This is a genomic window from Actinomyces graevenitzii C83, assembly GCF_000239695.1.
Taxonomy (GTDB): Bacteria; Actinomycetota; Actinomycetes; order Actinomycetales; family Actinomycetaceae; genus Actinomyces; species Actinomyces graevenitzii.
The window spans coordinates 865,679-881,140 of record NZ_JH470338.1; the positions used below are offsets into that span (position 1 = coordinate 865,679).

10 protein-coding genes are annotated in these 15,462 nt (G+C 59.4%); 1 reads left to right on the forward strand and 9 read right to left on the reverse strand.

All coding sequences use genetic code 11. The features are described 5' to 3' along the window. Nucleotides 1–40: 40 nt before the first annotated feature. The 3 genes from purN to sucC are packed head-to-tail and all read right to left on the reverse strand — an operon-like array spanning nucleotide 41 to nucleotide 3,968. Nucleotides 41–1,846, reverse strand: a complete 1,806-nt coding sequence (purN, locus tag HMPREF0045_RS10945; RefSeq protein WP_005985677.1) for a phosphoribosylglycinamide formyltransferase — start codon at nucleotides 1,844–1,846, stop codon at nucleotides 41–43. Then, entirely contained in the window at nucleotides 1,846–2,778 is a 933-nt protein-coding gene (gene sucD, locus HMPREF0045_RS03770; RefSeq protein WP_005985679.1) for a succinate--CoA ligase subunit alpha, read from the reverse strand. Before sucD ends, purN begins: the two co-directional genes overlap by 1 nt. Further along, the gene (sucC, locus tag HMPREF0045_RS03775) at nucleotides 2,778–3,968 is read right to left on the reverse strand and encodes an ADP-forming succinate--CoA ligase subunit beta (RefSeq protein ID WP_005985681.1); all 1,191 of its coding nucleotides are present in this window, start codon (nucleotides 3,966–3,968) and stop codon (nucleotides 2,778–2,780) included. Before sucC ends, sucD begins: the two co-directional genes overlap by 1 nt. Nucleotides 3,969–4,141: 173 nt before the next feature. Here sucC and HMPREF0045_RS03780 point away from each other — a divergent pair, with 173 nt between their 5' ends. Then, nucleotides 4,142–6,403: a 6-phosphofructokinase gene (locus HMPREF0045_RS03780; protein ID WP_005985683.1), complete on the forward strand. Its 2,262-nt coding sequence runs from the start codon at nucleotides 4,142–4,144 to the stop codon at nucleotides 6,401–6,403. Between the two features lie 250 nt (nucleotides 6,404–6,653). Here HMPREF0045_RS03780 and HMPREF0045_RS03785 read toward each other — a convergent pair whose 3' ends face one another. From HMPREF0045_RS03785 to thrB, 6 genes are all read right to left on the reverse strand, one after another. Beyond that, nucleotides 6,654–9,581: an ATP-dependent helicase gene (locus tag HMPREF0045_RS03785; protein WP_005985685.1), complete on the reverse strand. Its 2,928-nt coding sequence runs from the start codon at nucleotides 9,579–9,581 to the stop codon at nucleotides 6,654–6,656. 81 nt (nucleotides 9,582–9,662) lie between these two features. Continuing rightward, on the reverse strand, nucleotides 9,663–10,619 hold the full coding sequence (gene prmC / locus HMPREF0045_RS03790) for a peptide chain release factor N(5)-glutamine methyltransferase (protein ID WP_005985687.1): 957 nt from the start codon (nucleotides 10,617–10,619) through the stop codon (nucleotides 9,663–9,665). A gap of 1 nt (nucleotide 10,620) precedes the next feature. Next, nucleotides 10,621–11,712, reverse strand: a complete 1,092-nt coding sequence (gene prfA, locus HMPREF0045_RS03795) for a peptide chain release factor 1 (RefSeq protein ID WP_005985688.1) — start codon at nucleotides 11,710–11,712, stop codon at nucleotides 10,621–10,623. A gap of 85 nt (nucleotides 11,713–11,797) precedes the next feature. Next, on the reverse strand, nucleotides 11,798–12,010 hold the full coding sequence (gene rpmE / locus HMPREF0045_RS03800) for a 50S ribosomal protein L31 (RefSeq protein WP_005985689.1): 213 nt from the start codon (nucleotides 12,008–12,010) through the stop codon (nucleotides 11,798–11,800). Between the two features lie 180 nt (nucleotides 12,011–12,190). Then, a complete protein-coding gene (gene rho / locus HMPREF0045_RS03805) occupies nucleotides 12,191–14,125 on the reverse strand; it encodes a transcription termination factor Rho (protein WP_414105156.1) in 1,935 nt (644 codons plus the stop codon). A gap of 414 nt (nucleotides 14,126–14,539) precedes the next feature. Then, complete coding sequence (gene thrB, locus HMPREF0045_RS03810; RefSeq protein WP_040315989.1) at nucleotides 14,540–15,460, reverse strand: homoserine kinase; 921 nt, start codon at nucleotides 15,458–15,460, stop codon at nucleotides 14,540–14,542. Between the last annotated feature and the right edge of the window lie 2 nt (nucleotides 15,461–15,462).

A 15,462-nucleotide genomic window follows, 5' to 3' on the forward strand; every position in this document is an offset into this window, starting at 1 on the left:
TTAGTGCGCGCACAATATTTAGCCGCGCTAACGCCAAAATCTAGCTGCGCACTAGTTTGCCCAGCTCAGAGACAAGCTGGGGAGTTTCGGCGGCCTTAATACGCTCAGTTAGGCTCTCGTGAGTGTCACCGGGTTTAACCGGCACCTGCACCTGGGCGATGATCTTGCCGGTGTCCACGCCCGCATCCACCCAGAACAAGGTGGCTCCCGAAACCGTGGCGCCGTCAGCCAAAGCGTCGCGTACTGCATGGGCGCCAGGGTACTTGGGTAGCAAAGCCGGGTGGGTGTTAATGGTTTTGCCTCCAAATTCAGCTAGGAAGCTCTCCCCCACCAGCTTCATAAAGCCCGCGCAAACCACCAGGTCAGGCTGGTATTTGGCGACGGCGTCGGTAAGGGCCTGGTCCCAACTGGCGCGGCTGGGGTAGTCCTTTAGCGGCACCACAAAGCTGGGCACCTTGTACTGGGCGGCGTAATCGAGTGCTTTACAGGTTTTGTCAGCGCCCACTGCCACCACCTTGGCCCCATAGGTGGGGTCTTGGCAGGCCTTTAGGATAGCCAGCAGGTTTGAGCCTGAGCCCGAAGCCAGCACCACCAGGCGCTTGGGTTCATTACCGCTGCGGGCACCAGCTTTAGATGCGCTCATGGAAACTACCTCAATCTTGTGTTTGGTTTGACTTGCACCTAGACGCACACGCGGATGGGGCAACACCAGCCCCAGCAGGGTTGCGGCAAATAGTTGGGCAGCTAAAGCACCCACCACCGCCAGGGTTCTGGGGCCAGCTACGCTCATGCGCCCCGGCCCCACAGAGCCACTAGCGGCCAGGCAAAGCAGCAAAATCACCAGTGAACTAGTAATAATCGCGGTTGCCCCCAGCGCCAGGGTGGCACGCAGGCTAATTAGCTTACTGTTGGCGGCCACTTTGCGCCCTATAGCCAGCCAGGTCACCAGGGTCAGCCCCAGTATTAGAACCACGATAATGATCCAGGCTGAGCCAAAAGCTGTTTTAGGTAGCGCCCCCAGCATTGGCAGGGCCGGCACGCTACCGGCGCGCACCGCCCCCGGGCTAAACAAGCTGCCTTGACCCAGGGCAAAACCGGGGCCCGCCAGCCAACTAAGCGCCCAAATAGCAGCGGTAGGCAACCACAGGATCTGCAAGGTAAGTAGCGAAACAGTGGCCACAGTACCGGCCCCCACCAGGGAGTCATGCAGGGTGGAGATACGTGAAAAACCGGTCACTAGCGCCAGCGCTAACACCACTAGCGCCGCCGTCGCTAAAGTCAGCAGCTCAAAGCCAGCCAGGCGTAACCCCAGGCCCAGCCACAGGGGCCGCCTAGCCCAGGCCCTACCTAAACGGGTGTCATCTAAATGGCCCGCGCGCCCCAGTTCAACTGCGGCCACAACCGCCGCCAAAAGCGCACTAAAACACACCACCGGGAAAAAACTGCTTGACGAAGGGGCGGTAAATGAACCCACAAAAGCTGCCCCCGCACTAGTACAGGCAGCTACCACAATGGCGGAAACATTAAACAGCTGAGCGCGCCTAATAAAGCTACGGGCCAGCCAGAGGTTGTAAACAGTCAGCCCCAGCAGCGGCAAAGATAGGGTGCCATCAATTTCAGAATGGCGCGCGCCCCCTAGCCCCAGCAGCCACAAATTAGTGCCTGAGGCCAGGGAGGACACAGTTGAATACTGCACTGAGGGGGTGACAATCAAAGCCACCAATAAGGTGGGGATAACAACACTCAGCCACCCCAAGGCAACCCATTCGACGCCGGCGCGTACGGCTCCAGGCCAGTCGCTAGGGACAGTCAGTTCGGTTCTAGTTGGGGTGGCTGAAGTGCTCATCAGTTAGCGTGGAGCTCCTGGTAGGCCGCACGTGCTAGCTCGGCGGTTTCGGTTGGGGTACGACCTACCTTAACCCCCACAGCCTCTAGCGCTACCTTTTTGGCCGCTGCGGTTCCTGAAGAACCCGACACAATCGCACCAGCGTGTCCCATGGTTTTACCCTCAGGGGCGGTAAAGCCGGCCACATAAGCCACCACCGGTTTAGTGACATGCTCGCTGATGTAGGCGGCAGCGCGCTCTTCGGCGTCGCCACCAATTTCACCGATCATCACGATCACTTCAGTGTCAGGGTCAGCCTCAAAACCAGCCAGGGCATCAATGTGGGTGGTGCCCACCACCGGGTCTCCACCAATCCCAATGCAGGTGGTAAAGCCCAGGTCGCGCAGCTCATACATGAGCTGGTAGGTGAGCGTACCGGACTTAGAAACCAAACCCACCGGGCCGGCGCCGGTAATGTCAGGCGGGGTGATACCCACATTGGACTTAGCCGGGCTGATAATTCCCGGGCAGTTGGGGCCAATGATCTGGGTGCCGTGGGCGGCGGCGTAAGCCCTAAACACGGTGGCGTCAGCTACCGGCACCCCCTCAGTGATAACCACAACCAGGCGCATACCGGCGTCGACCGCCTCAATTACGGCGCTCTTAGTAAAAGCCGGGGGTACAAACACTACCGAAACCTCGGCGCCAGTGGCGGCCTTACCCTCAGCTACAGTGCCGTAAACCGGAACCGATACCGTACCGGCCTTAACTTCGCCGCTGCCCGGCCCAATGGGGCTAACTTCAAAGTCAACGCTGGTGCCAGCCTTGCGGGGGTTAACCCCACCCACAACTTTGGTGCCCGCGCTTAGCATACGGCGGGTGTGCTTTTGGCCTTCGGAACCGGTCATGCCCTGCACCAGGACACGATCTGAGTGCGAAAGAAAGATGCTCATTAGTTTTCCCCTAGTTCCTGGGCGATGGCGGTAACGCGGTCGGCGGCGCCATCCATAGTTTCGGCAATGGTTACCTGCGGCAAGTTAGCTTCAGCCAAGATAGCGCGCCCGGCCTCAGCCTGGTTGCCATCTAGACGCACCACGATCGGCTTAGTGAAGGACTCCCCTAGCGAGGACACTGCCGCAACAATGCCTTCAGCCACTGACACGCAAGAAGTGATGCCGCCAAAAACATTCACCAAAATGGCGCGTACCTGTGGGTCAGAGGCAACTACCTCCAGGCCGGTGGCCATCACCTGGGCGCTAGAGCCACCCCCTAGATCTAGGAAGTTAGCTGGGCGCATACCGCCGTGGCGTTCACCGGCGCCAGCCACCACATCCAGGGTGGACATAACCAGGCCGGCACCGTTACCTAGCACACCCACCTCACCGGTTAGACGCACATAGTTAAGGCCCGCTGCCTTAGCGCGAGTCTCTAGCGGGTCGGCATCTACCGTGTCCACAAACTGCTCGTGGTCACGGTGACGCATACGGGCGTTGTCATCCAAGCTGACCTTGCCGTCCAGGGCTAGAACAGTGCCCTGCGGGGTTAGCACCAGCGGGTTTACCTCCACCAAGGTGGCGTCCTCACCAGTGAAAACCTCCCACAGCTTAAGGATTACCCCGGCGACGTCGTCGGCCACCTTACCGGGCTCAAAACCAGCCGCAGCCACAATCTCAGCGGCCTTAGCGGCGTCGATCCCCACTAGCGGGTCTACTGCCACCTTAGCCAAAGCCTCAGGGCGTTCCTTAGCTAAAGTCTCAATATCCATGCCGCCTTCACGCGAGCACATCGCCAGGTAGGCCCGCTGGGCGCGGTCTAGCAGCACCGAGAAGTAGAACTCCTGCTCAATGTCGGCACCATCGCTGATAAGCACCTTGTGCACGGTGTGGCCCTTAATGTCCATGCCAAGGATTTCCTGGGCGCGCTCAAAGGCCTCCTGCGCACTGCGGGCCAGCTTAACGCCCCCGGCCTTGCCACGCCCACCAGTTTTAACCTGGGCTTTAACAACCACTAGCTGGGAGCCGTTAGCAAATAGTTCCTGGGCAATCTCGCGCGCCTGCTGCGCAGTGCTAGCTACCTCGCCACCAAGAACTGGCACCCCATGTGCCTTAAACAGTTGCCGTGCCTGGTATTCGTAAAGATCCACCGGCGTATCCTTTCAAGGGTTGACGGCATTTATTTCTATTAGGTTAACTCGCCTGTTCACGCAGTGGGGACTAAAGGGCCAAATTGGTCTTGATTTGCGTGCATACATGGCGTAAGCCACTCTTTATGTAGGACAATACTACTGGAGTTTTTTTACCCGGAAGGAGATGCAAGGTGGCTACAGAAAACACCCCGGTGCGTATTGGGGTGCTTACCTCCGGAGGCGACGCGCAAGGTATGAACGCCGCCGTTCGTGCAGTGGTACGCACCACGCTACGTTTAGGAGCACAACCCTACGCAGTCATGGAAGGCTGGGCTGGGGCTGTTGCTGGTGGGGAGGGGATTCGCCCGCTTAACTGGGACAGTGTGGGTTCTATCTTGCACCGTGGCGGCACCATCATCGGTACCGCCCGCTCCAAGGAGTTCCCCACCCGTGAAGGTATGCTCTCGGCGGCAGCTAACCTACTAGAGCATGGCATTGACCGCCTAGTGGTGATCGGCGGTGACGGTTCGCTAACGGGCACCAACGAGTTCCGCAAAGCCTGGCCCTCGCTACTAGCTGAGCTTATGACCACCGGGCGTATCACCAGCGAAGTGGCTGCAGCCCACCCCCAGCTAATGATTGCTGGTCTGGTTGGTTCGATTGACAATGACCTGGTAGGCACTGACATGACTATCGGTGCAGACTCGGCTTTGCACCGCATTATGGAGGCTATTGACTCTCTATCGTCGACGGCGGCCTCCCACCAGCGTACCTTCGTAATTGAGGTTATGGGTCGTCACTGCGGCTACCTGGCGCTGATGAGTGCAGTAGCTGGCGGCTGCGACTATGTGTTCGTGCCCGAGCTACCCCCGGCTGATGGCTGGGAAGAAGACATGTGCAACAAACTGCAGGCCGGGCGCGCAGCTGGACGACGCGACTCCCTGGTGATTGTGGCTGAAGGCGCCCAAGACCGTGAAGGCAACCAGATTACTGCCGCTCATGTCTGTGACGTACTAGAAGAGCGCCTGGGTGAAGATGCCCGCGTAACCATTTTGGGTCACGTTCAGCGCGGTGGCCGCCCCAGCGCCTATGACCGCTGGATGCCCACCCTGCTGGGTTACGCCGCAGCTCAGGAAGTTTTGCGAGCCACTCCTGAAAGTGAGCCGCACATTATTGGGGTGCGCCACAACCGTATTGCGCACCTGCCGCTAATGGAGTCGGTGGAAAACACCCGTGCTGTGGCCTCCTACATTAAGGACGGCGACTATGAGGCGGCGGTAGCGGCCCGTGGCACTTCCTTCGCGCAGATGCTGCAAATCTTTGAAAACATGTCCACCCCGCCTTCGCAGAGCCGCCACGACGACTCCCCGGTGAAGGACAAGCGTGTAGCGATTTTGCACGCCGGTGGCCTGGCTCCCGGCATGAACACTGCCGCCCGTGCTGCGGTGCGTTTGGGTATCGACCACGGGCTAACCATGCTGGGTATTGAAGGTGGTTTCCCGGGTCTGCTTGACGGCGCCGTAAAGGAGCTGTCTTGGGCCGACGTCGAAGGCTGGGTAGGTGAAGGCGGTGCAGCCCTAGGTACTCACCGCGAATACCCCACCATTGAGCAGCTTTACAGCATTGGGCGCTCCCTGGAATCCAACCACATTGATGGTCTGATTGTGATTGGTGGCTTCAACGCCTACCTGGGTGCCCACACCCTAATTAAGGAACGTGACCGCTACCCTGCCTTCAACATTCCAATTGTGTGTGTGCCCGCCTCAATCGACAACAACCTGCCCGGCAGCGAGCTGAGCATTGGTGCAGACACCGCCGTGAACTCCACGGTTTCCACCCTGGACGCCATTAAGCTGTCTGCCTCAGCTTCTAAGCGCTGCTTCGTGGCTGAGGTTATGGGTCGTCGCTGCGGCTACCTGACCCTAATAAGTGGCCTAGCTACCGGCGCTGAAAAGGTGTACCTGCCTGAACACGACGCCAGTCTTGACGAAATCGCCTCCGCCACCAGCGACATGGTTAAGTCCTTCCGCGACGGACGGCGCCTCTACCTGGTGCTGCGTAACGAGGCCGCCTGCGGCCTGTACTCCACCAAGCTACTGGCTGACGTTTTCGCCCAGGAATCCAATGGTCTGTACGACGTGCGTGAATCTGTGATTGGGCACGTCCAGCAAGGTGGCAACCCCACCGCTTTTGACCGCCTGATGGCTACCCGCCTGGTCACCAACGCCATGCAGGTGTTGGTTGACGAACTAGTTGCCGGCACCGCCCGAGGCCACTATGTGGGTCTGGTTAACGGCGAGTTCCGTGACAGCCCGCTGGCCCACATGAACGACGAGCTTGACCTAGTTAACCGCCGCCCACGCGACCAGTGGTGGCTGCGCCTAGAGCACGTAATTCCAGTGGTCAGCCAGGATGAGGTAGCTATCGACAAATCCAAGTTGCCGCCTTTGTGAGCAACCAGGTGGTAGCTGGTGGGCGGCTAGGCCGCCCACAGATAGCGGGTTGAACCCCAAACAGGTGGGGGGCACGTAAATTTCTTTACGTGCCCCCCACCCATTGTTAGCACTGGCTCTTGGCCAGATTTGGCTAGCGCCCATTCTCTGGGCGCCACCAGGGCGCCCAAGAGCGGCAAATGTGCGCGCCGGCGCTCGCAGGCTGCTGCCAGCCTTGGGCAGCTGCCCCGCGCCGGCGCGCCTTGACCAGCTAGAGCTTAACCACTGGCGCGTAGCGCAACATCAGACGTTTAACTACCCCGTCGCTAAACTCCACCTTGGCTACCGTGGATTTACCGCTACCCTCCAGGGCGATCACCGTGCCCACACCGTAGGCGTCGTGGCGTACCTTGTCGCCTAGCTTAATACCCGATTCTTCTGCCTCCGGCTCAGCTTTAACACCTAGCTTCTGGCTGCGGCGGGCCTTGGCGCGGTCTTTGGCGCGGTCTTTAGCGCTCTCAACGCGCCCCAGCTTTCCGCTAGAGCGCCGCCCGCTGCCAATTGGCGCCGAAAAGTCATCGTCTTCGTCCACCCGGCGCCCACCGCCATAGCCGCTGCCGCCGCCATAGCCACCGCCATAACTGGATCCAGTGCCGCCTTGGTAGCCGCCACCATCGCCCCGGCCCCCTCGGTAGCTACCGCCACCGCCGTAGCCGCTGCCATCACCTCGGCCCCCTCGGTAGCCGCCGCTGAAACCACCGTAGCCGGCGCGCAAACTATCCATTGAGGACGCCTCCCGCTCCCAGCGCATAAGCTCGGGCGGAATATCGTCAAGGAAACGCGAAGCCACCATCACATTGGAAGCCCCCCAGGCGCTGCGCACCGCCGCCCGAGTCAGGTACAGGCGCTCACGGGCGCGCGTTAGCGCCACATACGCCAGGCGCCGCTCCTCAGCCAGTTCACTCTCGTCAGCTAAAGACCGCGAGTGCGGGAAAGTGCCGTCTTCAAAGCCGGTGACAAACACTACCGGAAATTCCAGGCCCTTGGCGGTGTGCACGGTCATGAGGGTGACTTGCCCCTGCCCGCCGTCGTCGTCGGGAATTTGGTCTGAATCTGCCACCAGCGATACGCGTTCTAGGAACTCAGCCAGGGTGCCGGTGGGGTTTTCCTGCTGGAAGTCTTCGGCTACTGCGTGCAGTTCAGCCAGGTTTTCTACGCGGCTGGCGTCTTGGGGGTCGTCGCTGGCGCGCAACTCCGCCAGGTAACCACTGGTATCTAGGGCTGAGTCGAGTAGCTCAGCCACCCCGGCGCCTTCACGCAGCTGGGTGCGTAAACCTTCCAAAATGTCGTCAAAGCGGCGCACCTGGGTGCGGGTGCGGGTGGCTAGCCCCGCAACTGGCGGAGTAAGCGTGATTTGACCATCAGGGGTTTGCGGGCGGGCCCTGCCGGCGGCGTCGCTAATGGCTTGGCCAAAAGAGATACCGTACTGTTCGGCGTGGGCGGCCAGGGTGGCTTCAGCTTTTTGGCCAAGTCCACGTTTGGGCACGTTGAAAATGCGGCGCAGTGAGACGGTGTCGTCTGGGTTATCTACGGCACGCAGGTAGGCTAGTGCGTCTTTGATTTCTTTGCGCTCATAGAAGCGGGTGCCACCCACTACTTTATAGGGCAGCCCGGCGCGCATGAAGGCTTCTTCTAGGGCGCGTGACTGGGCGTTGGTGCGGTAGAACACCGCAACTTGGCCGGGGCGCACCCCGTTTTCTTCACCTAGACGCTCGATTTCTTGGCTGACCCAGCGGGCTTCGTCGTATTCGGAGTCGGCCACGTAGCCCACGATTTTTTCGCCGTCACCTAGCGCAGTCCACAGGTTTTTGGCGCGCCGTCCATCATTTTGGCTGATCACGGCGTTGGCGGCGCTCAAAATGTTTTGGGTGCTGCGGTAGTTTTGTTCCAGCAAAATCGTGTGGGAGTTGGGGAAGTCTTTTTCGAACTCTTCGATGTTGCGGATGGTGGCACCTCGGAAGGCGTAGATGGACTGGTCTGAGTCACCTACTACGGTTAGTTCCCCGCTGGGGCCTTGCCCCCCAACCCCAACAAGTTCACGCACCAGCACGTATTGGGCGTGGTTGGTGTCTTGGTATTCGTCTACCAGTACGTGCCTGAAGCGGCGTCGATACAGCTGGGCGATGGCGGGTTTGGCGCGCAGTAGCTGGACTGTGCGCATGATGATGTCGTCAAAGTCGAGGGCGTTGGCGGCTTTGAGGCGTTGGTTGTAGGCGCGGTATACCTCAGCTAGGTGGCGCTCGAAGGGGTTGGAGGTGTTGGCGGTTTCAGCGAATTGTAGCGGTGTGATTAGCTCATTTTTTAGGTCGCTGATGCGGTTGGCGAAGGCTTTGGGGGTGAAGCGTTTGGGGTCGATGCCTAGTTCGCGCACGATCAGGGTGATTAGGCGCTGGGAGTCGGTGGCGTCGTAAATGGAGAAGCTTGAGCGTAGCCCGGCGGCTTCGTGTTCGCGGCGCAAGATGCGTACGCAGGCCGAGTGGAAGGTGAGCACCCACATGTATTTGCCGGCCCCTCCCACCAGGGTTTCTAGGCGTTCGCGCATTTCGGCGGCGGCTTTGTTGGTGAAGGTAATGGCTAGGATTTCGCTGCCTCGGGCCCGGCCGGTGGCTAGCAGGTAGGCGATGCGGTGGGTGAGCACGCGGGTTTTGCCTGAGCCGGCGCCGGCTACGATCAGTAGTGGCCCGCCTTGGTAGATGACGGCCTCGTATTGGGCTGGGTTTAGGCCCTGTAGAAGCTGCTCTGCTGCGGGGTTTGCGCTCTTGTTAGCGACGGCGCCCGTGTGGGGCTTGCTTGCAGTGGCACCCGCGTTGTAAGCGGCGACGGCGCCTGTGTGGGTTGCGTTTGCTGCGCTGCTCGCCTGGCTACCTGCCTGGCTAGGGTCAGCCGCGTCAGGGCCAGCTGTACCAGCCGCCGCGCCAGCGTAGTCGCCACCGCTGGTGAAGCCAGCGCCGCCAGGAATGGCGGTGGGCCACTGTTCATAGTCTTGAGCCGCCCAGGCGGCCAGGGCTGCTTTATCTTGACTATCTAGTTCGGGCATGTCGTAGCCCTCTTCATAGTCAGCAGGGGGCTCAACCAGCTGCCAAGCTTCCTCGTCGGCGTCGCTAAGGGACGGTAGTACGGCAGCAGGGTTTAGTCGCATGGGGTCGCCAAAAAGATCCACGGGCCCAGTCTAGCCATCCGCGCCCCTCGCCGTCGTCGAGCCTAAAGCCGCCACAAAACGCTACTTAACCGCCTGCAGGTAACGCTGGCGGCCAGTTAGATCCCGGTGGCACCCGCTCTGGCTAAAACCAGCTGCCTTAGCCGCCTTGACCAGGGCCTCTACCTGGCTGGGGTCATGCTCCATAACCAGTACTCCCCCCACTCGCAGCAAGCTAGAGGCCCGTTTAATCAGTTTTAGGGGTAGCTCCAAACCATCTACTCCCCCGCCAAAAAGCGCCAGGGGCGGATCATAACTAGCGGTTTCACTATCCTCAATAAGCCCTGCGGGCACATACGGCGGATTAGTTACTACCACATCCACCTGGCCCTCAATTTCAGCTAACTCAGTTAAGGGGCCGGTGGCGTCGGCTTCAATTACGTTCACGTTGGCCTGGTTTTTTTGCGCATTAACGCGGGCTAAAGCGGCTGCCTGGGAATCTAGCTCAACCGCCCACACCCGGCAGCCGGGCACCTCGCTGGCCAGCGCGCAGGCAATTGCACCTGAACCAGTACACAGGTCAACCACCAGCGGCGCAGCCAGGGTGCTGGCGGCCTCGATCGCGGCTCCGGCCACCACCTCAGTTTCTGGGCGCACAATAAACACCCCCGGCTGGCTTAATAGCTCCAGGTGGCGAAAATACATGCGGCCCGTGATTAGCTGTAGCGGTTCACGCCCAGCGCGCCGGGTGATCACCTGCTCATAGCGGTCAAAAAAGTCCTGCGGCGCCTGGCTAAGCAGGTAGAGTTTTTCGCCCAGCACAAACTCCGCCAGTTGGCGCGCGTCACTGTGGGCACTAGCCACCCCTCTTTCAGCTAGGCGCGCAGTGGCCTGGGAGATAGCCTGCATAACTTGGGCGCGTCCCTGCCCAGCCAGCGAAGTTATTGGCGTTTTCTCGCTCTGCCCAGCTGGCGCCCGCATTGCTCGCTCTGGGGCGCCAGAGTCTGCTGCCAGCGGCTGATCCGCCAGCGGCGCACCCATTTCAGTTACCTACAGCAGCTAGACGCGCGGCCTCATCCATAACAATCGCAGAGTCAATTACCGGCCCTAAATCACCGTCAAGCACATTAGACAGGTTATAGGCCTTGTAACCGGTGCGGTGGTCAGCGATACGGTTTTCGGGGAAGTTGTAGGTGCGGATGCGCTCAGAGCGGTCCACAGTACGTACCTGGCTTAGGCGCGCCGCGTTAGCTTCAGCCTCAGCCTGGGCGGCCTGCTCAGCTAGCAGGCGGGCCCGCAGCACGCGCATAGCCGCTTCCTTATTTTGCAGCTGGGACTTTTCGTTCTGCATAGACACCACAATGCCGGTGGGTAGGTGAGTGATGCGCACAGCCGAGTCGGTGGTGTTAACGCTTTGACCACCGGGACCTGAAGAGCGGAACACGTCAATACGCAGGTCGTTGGGGTCAATTTCAATCTCGCCAGGGTCATCAACTTCAGGCATCACAAACACACCGGCAGCTGAAGTGTGTACGCGGCCCTGAGATTCAGTCACCGGCACGCGCTGTACGCGGTGCACGCCACCCTCATATTTCAGGTGCGCCCACACCCCATCCTCAGGGGCCACCGTGCCTTTAGCTTTGACGGCCACCTGAATGTCTTTAAAACCACCCAAGTCAGAGTCGGTGAAGCTTAACACTTCGGTACTCCAACCCATACGCTCAGCATAACGGGTGTACATACGCACCAGGTCTCCGGCAAATAGGGCGGATTCTTCCCCACCCTCACCAGCTTTAACCTCAATGATTACGTCACGGGCGTCGTCGGGGTCACGCGGAATCAAAAGCTTACGTAACTTATCTGCAGCCTGCGCCTCAGCGTCCTGCAAAGCCGGAATTTCTGCGGCAAAGTCGGCGTCGGCTTCAGCTAGCTCACGGGCGTCAGCCAGATCCTGTCGTAGCGAATCCCAATCCCTATAGGCAGCTACTGTCTGTCCAAGCTCTGCATAGCGGCGTCCTAGCTTACGTAGAGCCACAGGATCAGTGGCCGCACTAGCCATTTTCGCTTCAATATCAGTGTATTCATCAACAAGTGCGCGGGCGGCAGAGAAATCCTCAGCATGGGTGTCAGACATACTTAAAGCCTACCAGGGTCATAAGGACGCAAAAATGCCCCGAACCTCTCGGCCCGGGGCACCATTTAGGGCAGTAAAACCCAGATCACTTCTTGCGCTTGCCGTAGCGAGCCTCGAAGCGAGCCACACGACCACCGGTGTCCAGAATCTTCTGCTTGCCGGTGTAGAAGGGGTGGCAGTTAGAGCACACGTCTACGCGGATCTCACCAGAGGTGACGGTAGAGCGAGTCTCGAAGGTGTTACCACAGGTGCAAGTCACCGTGGTGGGCACGTATTCGGGGTGAATACCCTGCTTCATTTAGGAATCTCCTTATAGCTTCAGAGGTTGCCGGGTCCTAAAACCGTTTTTTAGGTGAACCGGTCAACGTGGCGATTATGCCAGCCAATTACCTCGCATACAAGCAATGGGAACCTCACGCTCAGCGAGATTCCCACCACTTGTTTTATTCAGCTTTGCCGCAGTTGGCGTTGGGGCCACCTAGGCTTTGGCGTTAACTTCCTGCTCAGCAGCGCTTACTGCCGGTGTTTGACGTGAAACAGCCATCAGGAACTCAGCGTTGGAAGCAGTGTCTTTGAGCTTGTTAAGCACCAGTTCCAAGGCGGCCTGCTGGTCAAGACCAGCAAATAGGCGACGCAGTTTCCACATGATCTTTAGCTGTGCCGGGTCAATTAGTAGCTCTTCGCGGCGAGTACCCGAGGCGGCCACATCCACCGCCGGGAAGATACGACGCTCAGATAGCTGACGCGACAGGCGCAGTTCCATGTTACCGGTGCCCTTGAACTCTTCGAAGATCACCTCGTCCATCTTGGAACCGGTCTCTACCAGTGCGGTTGCCAAAATGGTTAGTGAGCCACCGTTTTCTACGTTACGGGCGGCACCGAAGAACTTCTTGGGCGGGTATAGCGCGGCAGCGTCCACACCACCGGAGAGGATACGGCCAGAGACCGGGGCGGCCAGGTTGTAGGCGCGGCCCAGGCGGGTGATGGAGTCAAGCAGCACCACCACGTCCTGGCCTAGCTCTACCAGGCGTTTGGCGCGCTCAATGGCCAGTTCAGCAACCACGGTGTGATCGGAGGCGGGGCGGTCAAAGGTGGAGGCAATAACCTCACCCTTAACCGTGCGCTGCATGTCGGTAACTTCTTCAGGACGCTCATCAACCAGCACCACCATTAGGTGCACTTCGGGGTTGTTAACCGCGATAGCGTTGGCGATTTGCTGCAGCACAATGGTCTTACCGGCCTTGGGCGGCGAAACGATCAGACCACGCTGGCCCTTACCAATGGGGGCTACCAGGTCAATTACGCGCGGAGTTAGAGCCTTGGGAGTGGTTTCTAGGCGCAGGTGCTCTTGCGGGTAAAGCGGGGTGAGCTTAGCAAAGTCGGGGCGACGCTTAGCCGCTTCCACATCCATACCGTTAACGGTTTCTACCGAGTGGATGGGGTTGTATTTGGGGCGGATCTGGCGTTGCTGTTGCTGTTTGCGGCCCTGGTAGCGGGTGTAGGGCTCAGGTGAGCCTTCACGTACCCAACCGGTTACCGCGTCACCGGGGCGCAATCCGTTGGCTTTAACCTGGGCGCTGGAGACGTAGATGTCGTTGGGGCCCGGTAGATAGCCGGAAGTACGCAGGTAGGAGTGGTTAGGGCCAACTTCAAGGATGCCGGCCACGGGCACTAGTACTTCTTCTTCGCGTTCGCGCGGCTCGTTGTTTACGTTGTCGCGGTTGCGTTTTCTATCACGGGGACGACGGCGCTCGGCGGGCTCTTCGGCGCTGGACTCAGCTCTGCGCTCAGTGGGCTCAACTGCGTTAGTGCCGGTCTGCTCGGCTAGTTCACGCATCAGCGCAGCCTTGGCGTTGATGTGTTCTTCAATGCCGCCGCGTTTGCCCGGGTCTTCCTCGATTGCCTGAGCGCCGGCTAGGCGACGACGCGGACGACGGGTGCGCATTTCTTCACGCTCACTCTTGTCGCCTCTCTCAGCGCGGCGCGAACGCTCAATTTCTCGCGCAGCAGCGCGGGCGGTAGCACGTGCGTTCATTTCAGCTTCGCTGCGCGGGGCCGGTAGCTCTAGGCCTAGGTCCAGGCTGCCCAGGTCAGTGCGGGGGGCGGAGGCAGGGGCGGAAGCACGACGGCGCCCCAAACGGCGGACACCTTCAGCTTGAGACTGTTCTAGCTCATTTGCCTCAGCTTCGCGGCGAGCCGCTAGACGCGGATTAATGCTTAGTTCGGGAATTTCGTTTGTATGCACGGTAGCGGCCGGGTTTAGTGCAGTGGCGGTACTAGTGTTAGCAGCAGCGTTGCTCTTAGCAGCTAGGCGGGCTGCACGAATTGCTGAAGTTAGCTCAACCTTGCGCATCCGCGAGGTACCAACAAGTCCCATGGAGGCGGCTAGCTCTTGCAGGTCAGCCAAACGCATGGTTGACAATGGTCGGGATGTGCCAGGCTTGGCATTGGGGGTCTCGGTCACGAGGATCCTTCTATGGTTTTTACCACCTATTTAACGCAGGTGGTAATGAGGATAATTCGAGTGCCGGATAAACGCGGACTTGTATTAAGCATCCAGTTGCGAAGACCTCGCATAAAAACTTGGGTGCTGAGCTTGAACTGCATCCAGTCCTTGCTCATGCATCACTGTAGCAGATAGATGCTAAAAACACCTATCTTCTACCATATTTGTGCCACAAATTCGACGCTTTCCAGCATTAAAGTAAACACTCTACTGCCCTTATGATACAGCTAAGGGCCGACGATTATTAAACCGTCAGCCCTTAAAGCTAAATTCAGCTGCTCAGCTGATCTAGTCAGCGCCGTCTTTAGGACGCAAACAGATCTAGTGCAGTTGCAGCGGCGACAGCGGCAGCGGCACTGCCCCCTGAGTGTCTACACCAGGACTAAGCACGCTCCAGCCGTGGCGGCGCAAAGTATTGCGAGTGTGGCTGGGGAGCTTATCTAACACCAGCACAGTTGGCCCAGCCCCACTAATAACCGCAGGCAGGCCCTCCTCACGCAGGGCGCGCATCACCGCCGTCGAGTCTTCAAGTACCCCAGCGCGGTAATCCTGGTGCAACCTATCCTGGGTGGCGCTCATTAGCAGCTGCCTTTGGCCAGTTAGCCCCAGCATCAGCAAAGCTGCTCGCGAGATGTTAAAGATAGCGTCTTCACGCGAGACCATCTCAGGTAGTACCTCACGAGCCTTAGCGGTAGACAGGCGGATACTTTCCGGGGGCACCAGTAAAGTCACCGGTAGGGAGGCGTCGAGGTGGATCTGGGCGCTGTGGGCTTTACCTGCTTCCATCCAGGAAACTGTGGCGCCACCGTAAACAGCTGGAGCCACGTTGTCGGGGTGGCCCTCCATTTCAGTGGCTAGCTGCAAGATGACCTCGTCGTTAAGCGCTTCAGGCTCGTCGATAAGGCCGCGTGCCAGCATCAGCCCGGCCACCGCCGCACTGGCTGAAGAACCCATACCTGAGCCGTGGGGCACCCGGTTGCGGCAACGCATATCAAAGTTGGCTTGCGAGGCCCCAACCGCTTCTAAACCAAAACGCAGGGCACGCACCACCAGGTTATTGTCGTCGGTGGGGACTTTGCCGGCCCCTACCCCTTCAACATCCACATGGGTGGCGTAGGTTACCGGGCGTACATCAACCTCGTCATAAAAACGCACCGCCAGCCCCAGGCTGTCGAAGCCTGGGCCCAGGTTGGCACTGGTGGCGGGAACACGAACTGAGGCGTATTCGGCGCTGATGCGCACGC